This window comes from Belliella pelovolcani (assembly GCF_900156785.1).
Taxonomy (GTDB): Bacteria; Bacteroidota; Bacteroidia; order Cytophagales; family Cyclobacteriaceae; genus Belliella; species Belliella pelovolcani.
On the sequence record NZ_FTOP01000004.1, the window covers coordinates 246,381 to 262,197 of the forward strand.

A 15,817-nucleotide genomic window follows, 5' to 3' on the forward strand; every position below is an offset into this window, starting at 1 on the left:
CAACCTAGATTGGTTTATTCCCATCTAAAAAACCACCTAAAATTAATAATAACCTAAAATAATCATGGAGTTCTATGAAAACACGTTTACTAGTTAGTTTAATCCTACTCTTCCTGTTCCAAGTGAATGATTCCTTGGCACAGATTGAAGTAAAGGGAGTAGTTACAGATGACAATACAGGAGAACCTTTAATAGGGGCTACTGTATTGGTAAAGGATACCTCAAAAGGTACGATTACGGATCTTGATGGTACATTTACCCTCAGTGTAGATAATGAAGATGCCATTCTTGTCATTGCTTATGCTGGATATAAAAGAATCGAGTTGAAGGTTCAACCCAATATGCAAATCCGCCTCAAGGAGAGCGATGATCTTTTAGATGAATTTGTGGTAATTGGTTACGGATCTCAAAGGCGAAGTGACCTTACAGGATCCTTGACAGGTGTTAAGAATGAAACACTCATGGAATCGAGAAGCACAGACCTTTTTTCAGCCATGCAAGGACGGATGTCTGGTGTGCAGATTTCTACTGATTCAGGCCAGCCTGGCGCTGGTATGAATATCATTGTCAGGGGACAAACTTCTATCAATGGTTCTTCCTCTCCTTTGTTTGTCATTGATGGTGTACAAATCGATGTCAACTTTGACGAAGTTGCCAGTACAGGATCCTCTCAAGCAAGAGTCAATCCGCTGACTGGTATCAATCCCGCTGATATTGAATCTATAGAAGTATTGAAGGATGCTTCTGCAACAGCAATTTATGGTTCAAGAGGTGCGAATGGTGTCGTAATAATCACCACAAAAGCTGGATCAAGTGGTAGAACAGTGGTCAGCTATTCACTGGATGCAAGTGTATCAGAGCCTATCAGGAGAATGCCAGTATTATCACCTGATGATTATCTGATATATCAAGCGCAAAGAGGCAACAATCAATTCTTGAATGAAGATACAAACCGAGATGGTGTTTTTGACACCCCTAGAGATTTCAGTCGATTAAGATCTTTTGATTGGCAAGATGAAGCCTTAAGGGCTGGTGTGACCATGCAGCATCAGTTTGGAATTAGGGGGGGAAACAATACCACCAATTATTCTATAGGAATAGGAGTGCTCAATCAAGAAGGTCTTGTGGTGAACAACGATTATTCTCAATACAACATGAGATTGAGACTGAATACCAAGGTAAATGAAAAATTATCATTTGGATTTAGTTCAAATGCTTCTTATTCTGTTCTAAGTGGTGTTGCCAATAATGGAGGACCAAATAGTTTTACAGGAATCACCCAACAGCTTCTTTTAGCTAACCCTTGGAATATTTTAACAGATGATGTTGATCTGGCAAGTGATGGCTATATAAGTCCATTGGACTTAATTCAAAAATCAGACAAAAGCACTAATATTCTTAGATTGATTTCGAGCGTGAATATGAATTATCAATTCACAGATAATTTTAAATACACGGGTGTTTTAGGTACCAATCTCAGCCAATCAAAAGTGAAAGAATATTATGGTTCAGAAACTTCATGGGGTAGACTTCCTAATGGATTGGCCAGGCTGAAAGAAGTAAGCACCTATTCTTATAATCATTCTTCACAGTTGCATTATAACAAGTCTATTGGAACCAATCATCAAATTGATGCCATGGCAGCATTTGAGATCTTCAGTTATAACTTTGAAGACTTTGCAAATACAGTTTCTGGATTCGAAGATGAAACAACCGGCGTAAATAACATCACCAAAGGTGCAGCTGTCACTTCTTATAGTACGCAACGGTATATTAATAATAGGCTTTCTTATTTATCAAGAGTTAATTATACGCTATTTGACAAATACTTAATTACAGCAAGTATTCGTGCAGATGGTTCGGATAAGTTTGGAGCAGAAAATAGATGGGGATATTTCCCATCGGCAGCCTTTGGTTGGAGAATTTCCGATGAAGGTTTTATGCAGGATATCAGATCAGTCTCTAATCTGAAATTGAGGTTAAGCTATGGTGCAACAGGTAACGAACGAATCCCTCCTTACACTTACTTAGCACAATTGGATCCTGTATTCTATGCAAGCAATGATGCCATGATCTTCGGCCTCGCACCAGGTTCTCTTCCCAATCCAAATTTGAAATGGGAAGTTACCAATCAATTTAATGCTGGGCTTGACTTAGGTTTATTAGATGGAAGATTGAATTTGAGCGCTGATGTTTATCAAAAAATAACTACTGATCTTTTGTTGAATGCACCGATTCCTGCTCAGAGCGGATTTACAGCACAGTGGCAAAATATTGGACGAATTGATAACTACGGACTTGAATTAGAAATATCCTCAGTGAATTATGATAAAAATAACTTTACATGGAGAACAGACTTTAATATCACCTTTAATAGAAATAAAATTGTAGATCTAGGATCTGCAGATTTCATCCCAATTTCTACACAAGGTGACTTTCAGTCAAATATAGGTAGAGCAGCAGTAGGACAGCCAATTGGAACCATGTTCGGTTTTGTCTTTGATGGAATTTACCAAATTGATGATTTCACTTGGCAAAACAATAGTGACCCTTCTATTCCGCATGGAAGTAGAAACTATGTGTTAAGAGATGACTTGCCTGTTTACACAGGAAATCCACAACCTGGAAGAATGAAATATGCCGATATCAATGGTGATGGTGTAATCAATGACGAGGATAGACAAATCATTGGACAAAGTAATCCTAAGCACTTTGGAGGAATTAATAATACATTCAGTTATAAGAATTTTGAGTTGTCTGTATTCTTCCAATGGTCATATGGCAACGACTTATTCAATGCATCCAAAGTTAGACTCAACGGTGGAGAACCATGGGCAAACGTAGTTCAGGACTACTTCGAAAATCACTGGACACCTGAAAATCCAAGCAATCAATATCCTGCACATGGTGCAATAGATAGACAAATTTCCTCTTCCTATTTCGTAGAGGATGGATCTTACCTTCGCTTAAAGACTGCATCTTTTGGATATAATCTTCCAAGAGCCTTGGCCAGAAAGATAGGCATGGCAAGTCTAAGGGCAAATATCATAGGTAACAACTTACTTACTTGGACAAATTATACTGGCTGGGATCCAGAAGTGAATTTCAACAATCCATTGCTTGCAGGGCTAGATAGAATCCCTTACCCAAGAGCCAGAACCTTCACATTGAGCCTTAATGCAACTTTCTAAAAGAATTAGTCATGAAAAAATATATAAAAATCATAATCTTAGCTGTGTCTGTAATGGTCACAAGCGCATGCGCTGATTTTCTTGAACCTAGACCATTTTCATTTACAGCTCCAGAAAATTTCTACAGAACTGCAAATGATGCTGAAATAGCCTTGGTAGGCGTTTACAGTACACTTACAGCTGGTTCTGTTCAAGGAGCTGGTAATGCATCCGGTTTCCGTAGAGACTTGGTGGAAATGCTTGCCAAGGGAACTGATGAGGGTGTTAAACCAGCCAATTTCGCCAATTTAAGAGGTGGTCAATTTGGAACTGCTGGCTTTACGAGCACTGATTTTGAAATCAATAACGCTTGGTTTTTCCTTTACGCTGGTATTGGACGTGCAAACAGCTTACTTGAAAACCTTGAAAATATGCCTGATAATCTTTTTGCGGGCAATCGGAAAGTTGAAATTGAGGCAGAAGCTAAAGTATTACGTGGATTTCAACACATGATGTTAAGCATGATGTTTGGAGCAATTCCAATATATACTAGTACTAGTGACGATCCCAATTTGCCAAGACTACCAGTTCAAGAAGTTTACGAGCAAATTATTTCTGACCTAGAGTTTGGTTATGAAAATCTGCAACACAGAGGCCCAAGAGCAGCTACAGTGAATAAATGGACAGCAGCTGGTCTTTTAGTAAAAATATATACTTACCTCGCAAGCATGAATTCCCATGGTTTGAGTGACTTTGGGTATACTCCTAATAGTTTTGCATGGGTGGATGTCGCAGCTAGTTACAATAATGCTTTAACCATTTCAGCAGACCTAATTGCTAATAGTGGTTACATACTTACAGAAAACTATGACAGATTATTTAGAGAGACTACAAAAACTGCTCAAGCACAAGAGGTAATGCTTTCTGCGGAAGGTTCTACTGATCCATCACAAAATGTAATTACCATAGTAGTGAATAATTTTATCCCTCAAGGAAATTCACCAATTATCGGCGCTGGCTCGGGTTGGACACGTCCAACAGGTGAATTGTATAATTTATATAATGTGAATGATTTCCGATTCAGCCACAATGTATCAGGAAATTTAGGGGGTAATCCTAATGTATTAGATGTATTAGTTGTTGATGGGGTGAGATATTTCCAACCAAGACCACTACCTGGACCAAATAGCCCTTTGATGAGCGTTGGTAAATACAGACTTATGGATCCAGCTCAGAAAAGTTATGCGGCTTTTGCAACTGCACTATCTTTCCCTTTATTAAGATTAGGAGATATTTTACTTCTAAGAGCAGAAGCTCTCTATTTCACAGGGGATGAAGCTGGTGCTAGAGTACTTTTGAGTCAAGTTAGAGAGCGTTCTGTCTTACCTTCTTCATCTGTAGAAGTTCTGAATAATGCTTATTTCAGGGAAGATTTCTTTGAAGAACTTATTGACGAACGATCTAGAGAACTTTGCTTTGAGATCTGGAGAAGAATTGACCTTGCTCGCTTCAATAAATATGACGAGAAAATCGATGCGCTCAATCCAAATTTTGGTGCTTACAATAGTAATGTAAACTTGATTAAGCAAAACTGGAGATCAGAAAGAGTATGGTTCCCAATACCAATACAACAAATTGATTTGAATCCAAATTTGGATCAAAATCCTGGGTACTAGGAATCCCAAATATTAATCGAATTAAAAGGAGAGCTACTTGAATGTCACTATACTGACTTAAGTGGCTCTTTTTTTAAAATCACATTAAAACACTTCAATGAATAATTGAATAAAATTATAAACATGAATCACTTTGGACTTTTAAGAATCTTAGCTTTAATACCTGCATTCATGTTGGTTCAAAAGCTACATGCACAGGACTTTAGATTGAGCAATTATCTGAATGAAAATGAAAAAGACGCCACATTGGCTGTGCTTACCATGCTACAAGATGCCTCTGAATACAAGAATAGCAAGGTCATCATAGAAGAGGGAGTATATCATTTTTACCCAGAAAAAGCTTACGAGCAGTATAGTTTCGTTTCCAATCATGACAATACCATGCGGAGAATTGCTTTTCCAATCAAGGGTTTTGATGGACTCACGCTTCAGGCATCTGGCGCCAAATTTATTTTTCATGGCCTAATGATGCCATTTTTGATTGAAGATTCAAAAAAAGTAAATATCTCTGGATTCTCTATTGATTGGCACATACCATTACACAGTGAAGCATTGGTAGTAGCCAATGATCAAGAAAATGGTTCAGTGGATTTGAAGATTGCAGAAAGCTTCCCTTACACCATCCGAAACGAAAAGTTAATTTTTATCAAGGAAGGTTACGAACATGATTTAGGCAATGCGATTTTATATGACCCTTTGAGAAAGGCAGTAGCATATAATACCAATGATTATACCCCATTGCGGATGAACAAAAATATTGAAATCAAGAACAAGCATTCATTTGATTTTCAAAACTATGTGGATTTGAGGTCACCTGAGTATGTATATCAGAATCAAGAAAATATTCTCAAAGCTGAAGAATTAGCTCATGGATTAGTACGGATTTCAGGCTTGTCCAAAAGTCCACCGCCTGTTGGAATGGTTTTGGTCGCCAAAGGCCAAAATGGAGACAATAGAACAGCTAATGCTATTCACATCAATAAAAGCCAAGATATCAAAATCCATGATGTGATCATCTATCATGCAGGAGGGATGGGGGTGATTGGTGAAAGAAGTATCAATATCACATTGGATAACATGAAAATCTTTCCAAATCCTGAAAGAGATCTAATGGTATCCACCACAGCCGATGCTTCTCACTTTGTCAACTGCAAAGGAGAAATCATCATCAACAACTGTAACTTTAGAAATCAGTTAGATGATGCTACCAATGTTCATGGATCTTATGTGATCGTTTCTGATGTACTCTCACCAAACAAAATAGGAGTGAGGGTTGGACACTTTCAGCAAGGCGGCTTTGACTTTGCAGAAGCAGGAGATAAGATTGGATTTATCAATCAAAAGAAATCTGCTAATGTAGAACTTAAGACTACAGTACAGCATGTCAACAAATTAAATGAAAGATATTATATCATCACATTGAGTGAAAATATTGCATCGCAGCTTAATGATGATTATGTAGTTGAAAACTTGGATTGGTATCCTGAATTGACCATTACAAATAATCATTTTGCAGATAACAGAGCTAGAGGAATTCTTTTATCTACACCCAAGAAGACCATTGTTCGAAATAATTATTTCAGTAACATGATGTCGGCGATTTTTGTCCCTGTTGAATTAACTTGGTGGTACGAGTCAGGTAGTGCACAGGATCTGCTGATTGAAGGGAATACTTTTGGTGATTGTGCTTATGGAGGAGGAGACAGACCTGTGATTTATATTGAGACAGACTTGGATAAAACCGATTACATCTTCGGGAACATCACCATTAAAAACAATACGTTTACCAACTTCAATCCTTCTATTCTTAAAGCCAATGGTGTCCGCTATCTTGAGTTTTCAGATAATAAAATCGAAAACTCTAAGAGCTTTCCGGCATTATACCCAAGTGCTCATGTCCTAGATGTCCATCACATAGACACACTTATAATAAAAAATATAGATATCACAGTTGATTTTCAAAATAAGTTAAAAGCTATAGATGTGATCAACAAGGTATCAGACATGTAACTCAGGAAATATCAGCTTCAACGGTTCTTTTGCTATAGAAAATAGAGCTTTTGATAGAATTAAATAGTCTCAAACATGCATTCAAATTGAATATCATTAATTGTTACATTTCTAAAGCTTGTTGTTACAGCTAGAATTGTTTTCTGAGTTCAAATAAAATTACTTTGGAAATAAGATCTCAACCCTATTAAACCTATTGTTTCCTTTTAAAAACCCAAAATGAAAAACCGAATATTAATTATTATATCCTGCTTCCTAGCAGTATTGAATTCAAATACACTGTCGGCCCAAATCGATCCAGGAAGAAATTTTGACCTTCAAAGATTCATAGATAAAGAAATCTCTAATGGGAAAAAAGAAATCGTCATCCCTCCAGGCAGGTATCGAGTAAAACCAAATGGAAACACACATCTACTCTTTGAAAACCTCAACGACATCACCATTCTAGCAAATGATGTAGAGTTGATTTGCACAGAGACAGTTCAAGCAATAAATATCACCAATTGTAAGAACCTGAAAATTCAAGGCTTGGCAGTAGATTACGACCCCTTGCCATTTACACAGGGTAGGATCGTGGAGATGTCTGATGATAAAACACAATTGACGGTAGATATACTTGAAGGCTATACCACCAACCTCAGGAACGATAAACTAGAAATATACAGCCCCAAAACAGGCGAATTGGTCACCAGGACTTATTATTCTGTGACCTATGATGTAGATGAAGCCAATAGGAGGGTTGTGTTTACCAAAAAACCTCAAGCGAACGAGCAACACTCCTTCGAAGAAATCGGGGATATCATCGTGTTTGACACCTATAATAAACGCTTTAGTCCTCATTCCATACTTATGCGTGATAGTGAGGGCTTAGTTCTAGACGGTATCACAGTTTATTCAGGGACAACTTTTGCATTTTTTGAAATGAGTTGTAATGGTTCCAAGTATGTCAATTGTAAAGTAGACCGAAGACCTCTAGAATCTGATATCAAACCAAGAGAAGTCAAAAGGATGCGTAGCAATAATGCGGATGGATTTCATTCCAAATCTGCTGAAGTAGGGCCTTCATATCGAAATTGCTTGGCGCGATACAATGGGGACGATGGATTTGCAATCAGCGGACAATATCATGTGATCACAGCGACAAATGAAAATATCATCACAGTAGTAGGAAAATCAGGAAAAACTCCAGATATCAAGGTAGGTGATCCAGTAGAATTGGTTTCATATGATGGAAGTCGCCTCGAGGATGCTACTGTACTTTCCATAAAAAAAGGACGAGCCCTTAATGCCGAAGAAAAGAAATTCTTAGGTACCCAAAAATTCTTAGCTGAATCAGGTAAAACCAAAGATGCTCCGAATGTCTACTTAATTGAAATAGATAGACCTATCAACCTTCCATTGGGCAGCGTAATAGCCTCAGCCAATAAATTAGGGAATGGATTTGAAATAATAGAATGCATAGCTGGCCCAAATAGAAGTAGGGGAATCATAGCAAAAGCCAGCAATGGAACGATTGCAAATAACCAATTAATAAGTAATTGGGGAATGGGTATCAAATGTTCTCCAGAGCATCAATGGCTGGAAGCAGGAAGTGGGAATAACCTGATGATTATAAACAACATAGTCAAATATTGTCGTGATGTTGGCATTGCTGTATATGCATTCGGAGGCAATGGTCAAGTGGGGACAGCTGGTGCACACAACAACATTACTATCCAAGGAAACACGGTTTCTGAATCCATTAATCCTGGCTTTGGTATCACCTCTACTATTGGACTCAAATTCCTAGATAATAAGGTGATATCTCCTGATAATACAAACCTACTCCCTTGGAGAAGAGATTTTGGCAGGGATAAGGATTCCAATAGAACTGTCTACTTAGAAAATGTAGAAAATATTGAAGAGAATTTTGGATTGAAAATTTTAGTACATGAAAAATAGATCGATCAGATGGACACTAACCATTGGAGCGCTGGGAGTGGTCTTGGCATATGGTTTTATCCAGTATCCAGAGAAAGTTCAAGAACGTCCAAATATTCTTTTCTGCATCATGGACGATGCATCGCCTCACATGAGCGCTTATGGAGTTGACTGGGTTTCAACCCCACATTTTGATCGATTAGCTAGTGAAGGCTTGTTATTTACCAATGCCTATACACCAAATGCCAAGTGCGCCCCATCAAGAGCCAATGTTTTGACTGGACGAAATTCTTGGCAATTGGAGGAGGCTGGCAATCACGTAGCCGTTTTTCCAGCCAAATTCAAGACATTTCCAGAAGTATTAAGAGCAAATGGATATGAAACTGCTAGAACCGGTAAAGGATACGCTCCAGGAGATCCTGGAACAATCAATGGAAAAAGACGGGAGCTGATTGGACCTCCAGTAAAAAAACACAATACCGAACCTTGGACAACTGGCATGAGCAGTGCGGATTATTCTGCTGAATTCGATTATTTTCTTGATCACCTAGAGGAAGGTAAGCCCTGGTTTTTTTGGTATGGAGCCCATGAACCCCATAGAAAATATGAATATGGATCCGGTCAGGCCAATGGCAAAAAACTGGAAGATATAGATAGGGTGCCAGGATTTTGGCCAGATACTGACACGGTGAGAAATGACATGTTGGATTATGCACTGGAGATAGAATATGCAGACATGCACTTGGGTAGAATGATAGCAAGCCTTGAAAAAAGAGGGTTGCTGGAAAATACAATCATTGTCATGACTTCAGATCATGGTATGCCTTTCCCAAGAGCCAAAGCACAAGAATATGAAATCTCCAACAAAGTGCCTTTGGCTATTAGATGGGCAAAAGGAATAAAAAGCCCAGGCAGAATTATCAAAGACATGGTGAGTTTCATTGATTTTGCTCCTACGTTTTTGGAATTGGCGGGTATAAAGTTTGAAGAATCTAAAATGCATCCGTCTCCTGGAAAAAGTCTTACGGATATATTTTATTCAAACAAGCAAGGTCAGGTAAACCCTGAAAGAGATTATGTTTTGATTGGACGAGAGCGTCATGATTATGGCAGACCTGAAAACAAAGGTTTTCCAATTCGCGGTATCGTATCTAATGATTACATGTATCTCTTCAATTACGACATATCACTGTATCCCGCGGGCAATCCAGAGGTAGGTTATTTGGATTGTGATGCTTCTCCAACCAAAACACAAATATTAAATATGCGTCGATCCGGTCAAGACCAGTTTTTCTGGAATTTGTCCTTTGGCAAAAGAACTTCTGAAGAGGAACTCTTTAACGTCAAGAATGATCCAGATTGTATGATTAATATATCAGAGGATCCCAACCTCCTTGATTTAAAATTGTCACTGAAAAGTAGGATGGAGGCAATTCTCAAAGAGCAAGAAGATCCAAGGATGTTTGGTAATGGGGATATTTTCAATTCTTATGGATTCAACAATCCACAAGGATGGAATTACTATGAGCGCTATATGGATGGAGAATTTACAATTAAGGATACGCCTTGGGTAAATCCCACAGATGCTGAAAAAGAGCCAATAGATTAAAACAATTTCCCAAAATGAACTATAAGAACCAATTCATGCACTTGTTGATCCCAATCATCCTTGCACATCTATTTGATGCATCAGCCTTTGCCCAGAATACTCCTGATAAGAAACAACCAAACATTGTCCTCTTATTTGTAGATGACTGGGGATGGGCTGATGTCGGCTACCGCAATGACAGGTTTGAAACTCCTCAAATCGACCGCCTGAAAAAAGATGGTATGGAGTTTACCAGAGCATACGTACCTACACCGACTTGTAGTCCAAGCAGAGCAAGTTTATTGACTGGCAAAGAAGCAATACGACTGGAAATGCCTCGCCATATAGAACATTCAAACAAAGACGGCAGCAATGATGAAAAATATAATTACTGGAAAAATGATCCTGCACAAATGCCTTCTATCAATTGGCTGCCTTTGGAAGAAGAGACTTATGCAGAAGTCTTAAAAGAACATGGCTACTACAATATGTTCATTGGAAAGTGGCATTTGGGACATGAACCTTTTTATCCAATACACCAAGGTTTTGACGAGATGTTTGGGACAGGCAATTGGGGGCATCCCAAAAGTTACTACCCTGAATTTTTCAAAGATGATCTGCTTTCTGAATATACAGAAGATTATCTGACTGATATCCTAACTGATAAAGCAGTGGATTTTTTAAACAACTACAATCAAGAAAACCCATTTATGTTGACCTTTTGGTATTACAATGTTCACTCACCTTTCGTAGGTAGAAAGGATCTTGTTGATCATTTTCTTGCAAAAGGTTATGAATCAAAAGAAGCTACTTATGCTGCGATGGTGGCAAGTGTGGATGAATCTGTAGGACGTATTAGGGAAGCACTTGCGCTAAATGGTTTGGATGAAAATACCGTAATTTTGCTTATTTCTGATCAAGGAGGATTCTATAGCAATGCGCCTTTGTCAGGAGCTAAAACTGGAGGAAATACCTTAGGTGAAGGTGGGGCAAGAGTTCCATTTTACGTGTATTATCCAGGCTTAACCACACCTGATTCTACCATTGACACACCCATCCAAACAATCGATGTATTTCCAACATTGGTTGAGATAGCATCTTTAAAGCCTTATTCGTCTGATAAAATACAAGGAGTTAGCTTCATGCCTGCATTGAAAGAGGAGCCACTCGATACCAGAGATTTGTTTTTTTACAGAAGCTATGAAGACCAGTATGCAGCCATGATATCAGGAGACTGGAAACTAATCAAATACAGAAGCGGAAAGTTCGAATTATTTAATGTAGTCCAAGACATCTCCGAGCAACAAAATCGAGTAGGAGAGGGCTTAGCCATAGAAGTAGCATTAAAAAACAAACTAGAAAAATGGGAATCTGAAGCGGTTCCAACTTATTAATACCTATAACCTAAATTCAATTAAAATGAAAAATGTACTATTAATCTTAGCAATGATCCTTTCAAATGTCCTTTGGGCATCTGATATTCAAACCTCCCTTCAAGAAAAAAAAGCCGAATACTATGCTGCTGAGGCAGTCAAGCATTTCAAACTTAAAGACTCCAAAAAGCAAGCAATATACGAGGCCAAATTGGCACTGATTCAAGCTCAAAAGGAAATGGCTGACAAGAACAAAAGTGGTGAAATCAAGAAATCAGAAATGGAGCAGTTTAGGAAAAAAAATGTCTACCCACATACAAAAGCTGTAATGGATGCCATAGGTGTTCAATGGGATAAACTAGAACCATTTAATGATAGGGTACACCCAATCATGAATAAGATGACCATGTAAATAAACATGAATGACAAAATATCATGTGCTATTAAGAAAGTTATATTCATTAAAGAGTAGTACTCAAATTATAGCAGACGATTTTATAATTAATAAATGGACAAGCCTAATACAGGCTTGCGATATTGACGCATCTATACTAGTAGTAGATGCGTCATGTTTTTGTGCCTGAATGTTGAGAAAAAATTGACTAATTTATTCACATAAATTGTTTTAAGATTTTTAATGAACGATTTAACCTATATTTTGAACAGATAACACAAAATTCAAGTCTATAAAGAGGCTAAATTTGAAAGATAAAATTTGAACTTAATTTCTAGCTATTAACTACACAATGAAATACATATTTTCAATATTACTTTTTCCACTTTTAAGTTTTAACGCTTTCGCTCAGACAAATGTCAAAGGGAAAATTATCGATAGCCTTGATGATCCTATCCCATTTGTTTTGGTTTCATTTTTAGACAAGACAGGGGAGGAACTTGTTAGCTCCACTGTGGCGGATGAAGTTGGATTTTTTCAAATTACCCTTGATCCTGATACCTACCAAATGGTTGTATCTTTTATGGGATTTAGAGAATTATTGGTTCCTGACATTAAAGTAGTTGGTCAGGTTTTGGACTTGGGTCAATTCAAACTGGAAGAATCAGTTCAAGAGCTTTCAGAATATCAAGTAGAAGGAAAAAGTTTTGCTATCCAACAAGCCATAGGAAAGCAGATTTTCTCAAGCTCAGATTTTGAAGCTGCGGTAGGCGGAAATGTGACAGACATTCTGAGAAACCTCCCTTCGATTTCTATCAATGGAGAGGGGGAATTGACGCTAAGAGGATCGACGGGATTTTTACTGCTTTTGAATGGTAAGCCAGTCCAAGGAGATGCAATCAGCATTCTTGGTCAACTCCCAGCCAATATGATTGAAAACATCGAAATCACTTCCTCACCTTCTTCAAAATTTGATGCAGATGGAAAAGCTGGTGTGATCAATATTTTGACAAAAAAGGGCACCATCGATGGTCTTTCTCTAGTCATGAATGGCTTTGCCGGTGCACCATCGCTAGACCTTCATGACAATCAAAACCAACCTAGGAGGTACAATGCTGATTTTACCCTAAACTACATCAAAAATAAATGGGATATCGCAATAGGCGCTGATTTCAATAGGAATGATATCGCTGGATTTAGAAATGGAACAATAGAAGTACAGAGAGGGGATACACTTACACGCTCCAATTCAAGCGGTGAAAGAAGCTATAGACGAAATAGCTTTTCCTATAGAGGATTAGTTTCTTACAATTGGAATGAAATGCACAAAACAAGCGCTTCTATCAACGCAGGAGCCAAAAGGGAGCTTCGGACAGCTGATCTACTATACAATCAATCACGAAGAACAGTCACAAACCCTGTTGCATTTGAAAATTTCCCTTATTTCAATGAAAACGGCAGGGAGAGAAATAGTGATTTTTTAATCATTCAAATGGATCATTCTTGGAAAATCTCAAAAAATTCTAAAATTGACGCATCCATTTTATATGAAAAGACAGCGTTGGGAGGCCCTACAACCAACATCAATAGAAACCCTGAAAACCCTTTAGATGTCTATGATTTGCAAAAAATGGAAGAATTCAATCCCTTAGAAGGATTCAGGGCAAACATTGATTTTGAAAATAAAATTGCTGATAACCTCAATTTCATGGCTGGATACCAATTTAGGAGATTGAATCATACTGGCGTTTTTGATTTTTTTGAAAGAGACTTTGAATCAGGAATTGATATGATCCTACCAGAGTTTAGTAGCGATATTTTATTGGAGCGTGATATTCATGCATTTTATAGTCAAATCAATGGTCAAAGATCAAGTAAGTTGGATTATAGCTTTGGACTTAGACTTGAAAAGACTGATAGAAACTTTTCAGATAATTCTAGTTCAACGAATTTTAATTTATCACTCCTCAACCTGTTTCCAAATTTGAATATCAATTATGCATTAGGGGATTATGCATTTAATTTTGGCTATTCCAGAAGGATTGACAGAACCATCACATCCATGATGAACCCTTTCTTTGCCAGAAGACATGCTGAAGTTCTTGAAGTAGGAGACCCTGAATTATTACCTGAATTTACAGATGCAGTTGAGATTGGAGCAAAAAGATTCTATGACAAAGGCTCTCTATTTCTTACGTCTTATTATAGAAGAACTACCAATTCGATCAATAGAATCAATGCAGTATTCAATGATTCAATATTATTGAGAGTTTATACCAACGCAGGTGTCTCCAATGTTTTGGGGCTAGAGACTGGTACCGAGTATGAATTTACCGATTGGGCAAAAATCTATTTTGGGGCAAACATCTTCTATTTTAATATCAAAGGTGAACTGATGGGAGAACCCCGTTCCAATTCAAGCTTAAACTCTTCTTTTGATATCAACACCACCATTGGTCTGACCAAAGGCTTTGATTTGATATTTAACTTAAACTACCTCTCAAGAACTGTAACCTTCCAGGGCGAAGAATCATCTTTCTTTTCACCTAACTTAAGCTTGAAAAAGAGTTTGCCTCGAGCCAAGCTGGATTTAGCGCTGCACTGGAGAAATATAGGCTTGGGAATGATCAATTCCAATAGACAAATTATTTCCGGGTCAGGGACAGGTTTTTTCACTTCTACTGAATACATTTCCGAAAGAGATATCGTGGCATTCAGTGTCTCCTATAGACTCAACCAATTAAATAAGTTGTTGAGGTTCTCTAAAAGTGAATTTGGTGATAAGGAGTATTAAAAATCAATTGATCCTAAGAAACAAATAAATCTGGAATTGAGTATTGTGATCAAGATTTCTAAAAGGCCATACAAACAAATCCTGCTTTTACCAAAAGCAGGATTTGTTTGTAAAATTATGTGTATTCAGCCTGAATGCAAGTATAAAAAAAACTAAAAGTAGAATGGTCGATTTCATGTTCGGTTGACTGTTGTCTGTTGATGGGTTTCCTCAAAATGTAAACGCCTCTACTTAATCAAATTGTAACGTTGCACTTATTGATAATTTTTAATCAGCCATCTCCAATCTTAAATTCTTCTAATTTTTCAAAACTTCCTCATATCAAGCCCTTCCATAAAATCATCCACAGCACTCACTCCATCTTGCTCAGGAAAGGAATCCCAAAATCCTTCAAGGCTTTTACTAAATAGCCCTTGAGTTGTAGCCAGATACACTTTCCCGTTAAACTCAGCGATATCATTTAGTTTTGTAAATTCCACACCTTCGTTATTCAACCTTCTGACTACAAGTTCCTCATCTGCTTTGTAACCCTCTACTTCATAGAATTCAGCAAAGTTAGGGTTCCAAATCACCAATCGATCTTGGATTACTCTAAATTTAAAGTTATTGGTAGAGGTGATGGTAAAGTAAAAATTTTCTTGACTTGCATCTAATGAAACCCTCAATTCTCTAAATCCGCCCAATATTAACTGACCTTCACTTGTGAAAGCATGTCCTAAATAAGATAAATCATCTTATGCATATAGCAAGTCAGCCCTTCCATCTTTGTGTATAAAGTATGTTTCATTGGATGAAAAGTATCCGTCCGATAAACCCCATATTTTCTGATTTCTGTTTGGTTCGTAATCTTGCGTCATGAAAAAGATTAGCAACGACGAATATTACAAGCTGT

General features: G+C 37.6%; 9 protein-coding genes. 8 read left to right on the forward strand and 1 reads right to left on the reverse strand.

What is annotated here, in order from left to right; translation table 11 throughout:
• Positions 1-74: 74 nt before the first annotated feature.
• From BW935_RS06965 to BW935_RS07000, 8 genes are all read left to right on the forward strand, one after another.
• Positions 75-3,191, forward strand: coding sequence for a SusC/RagA family TonB-linked outer membrane protein (locus BW935_RS06965; protein WP_076499891.1), 3,117 nt, complete (start codon positions 75-77; stop codon positions 3,189-3,191).
• 11 nt (positions 3,192-3,202) lie between these two features.
• Positions 3,203-4,846, forward strand: a complete 1,644-nt coding sequence (locus tag BW935_RS06970) for a RagB/SusD family nutrient uptake outer membrane protein (protein WP_076499893.1) — start codon at positions 3,203-3,205, stop codon at positions 4,844-4,846.
• 123 nt (positions 4,847-4,969) lie between these two features.
• Complete coding sequence (locus BW935_RS06975; RefSeq protein WP_076499895.1) at positions 4,970-6,856, forward strand: alpha-1,3-galactosidase-related protein; 1,887 nt, start codon at positions 4,970-4,972, stop codon at positions 6,854-6,856.
• A gap of 219 nt (positions 6,857-7,075) precedes the next feature.
• The gene (locus BW935_RS06980; protein WP_076499897.1) at positions 7,076-8,797 is read left to right on the forward strand and encodes a right-handed parallel beta-helix repeat-containing protein; all 1,722 of its coding nucleotides are present in this window, start codon (positions 7,076-7,078) and stop codon (positions 8,795-8,797) included.
• Positions 8,787-10,385, forward strand: a complete 1,599-nt coding sequence (locus tag BW935_RS06985) for a sulfatase family protein (RefSeq protein WP_076499899.1) — start codon at positions 8,787-8,789, stop codon at positions 10,383-10,385. The genes BW935_RS06980 and BW935_RS06985 overlap by 11 nt, the downstream gene beginning before the upstream one ends.
• Before the next feature lie 14 nt (positions 10,386-10,399).
• Positions 10,400-11,758, forward strand: coding sequence for a sulfatase (locus BW935_RS06990; RefSeq protein WP_245802658.1), 1,359 nt, complete (start codon positions 10,400-10,402; stop codon positions 11,756-11,758).
• 25 nt (positions 11,759-11,783) lie between these two features.
• Positions 11,784-12,149, forward strand: coding sequence for a hypothetical protein (locus BW935_RS06995; protein ID WP_076499901.1), 366 nt, complete (start codon positions 11,784-11,786; stop codon positions 12,147-12,149).
• A 334-nt stretch (positions 12,150-12,483) separates the two neighbouring features.
• On the forward strand, positions 12,484-14,925 hold the full coding sequence (locus BW935_RS07000; RefSeq protein ID WP_076499914.1) for a TonB-dependent receptor domain-containing protein: 2,442 nt from the start codon (positions 12,484-12,486) through the stop codon (positions 14,923-14,925).
• Positions 14,926-15,230: 305 nt separating this feature from the next.
• On the opposite strand, the gene BW935_RS07005 is transcribed toward BW935_RS07000, so the two are convergent.
• Positions 15,231-15,608: a hypothetical protein gene (locus BW935_RS07005; protein ID WP_076499915.1), complete on the reverse strand. Its 378-nt coding sequence runs from the start codon at positions 15,606-15,608 to the stop codon at positions 15,231-15,233.
• Positions 15,609-15,817 lie beyond the last annotated feature (209 nt).

Coding starts and splice junctions, on each gene's coding strand:
- BW935_RS06965 (WP_076499891.1), top strand. CDS start 75: ATGAAAACACGTTTACTAGTTAGTTTAATCCTACTCTTCCTGTTCCAA.
- BW935_RS06970 (WP_076499893.1), top strand. CDS start 3,203: ATGAAAAAATATATAAAAATCATAATCTTAGCTGTGTCTGTAATGGTC.
- BW935_RS06975 (WP_076499895.1), top strand. CDS start 4,970: ATGAATCACTTTGGACTTTTAAGAATCTTAGCTTTAATACCTGCATTC.
- BW935_RS06980 (WP_076499897.1), top strand. CDS start 7,076: ATGAAAAACCGAATATTAATTATTATATCCTGCTTCCTAGCAGTATTG.
- BW935_RS06985 (WP_076499899.1), top strand. CDS start 8,787: ATGAAAAATAGATCGATCAGATGGACACTAACCATTGGAGCGCTGGGA.
- BW935_RS06990 (WP_245802658.1), top strand. CDS start 10,400: ATGAACTATAAGAACCAATTCATGCACTTGTTGATCCCAATCATCCTT.
- BW935_RS06995 (WP_076499901.1), top strand. CDS start 11,784: ATGAAAAATGTACTATTAATCTTAGCAATGATCCTTTCAAATGTCCTT.
- BW935_RS07000 (WP_076499914.1), top strand. CDS start 12,484: ATGAAATACATATTTTCAATATTACTTTTTCCACTTTTAAGTTTTAAC.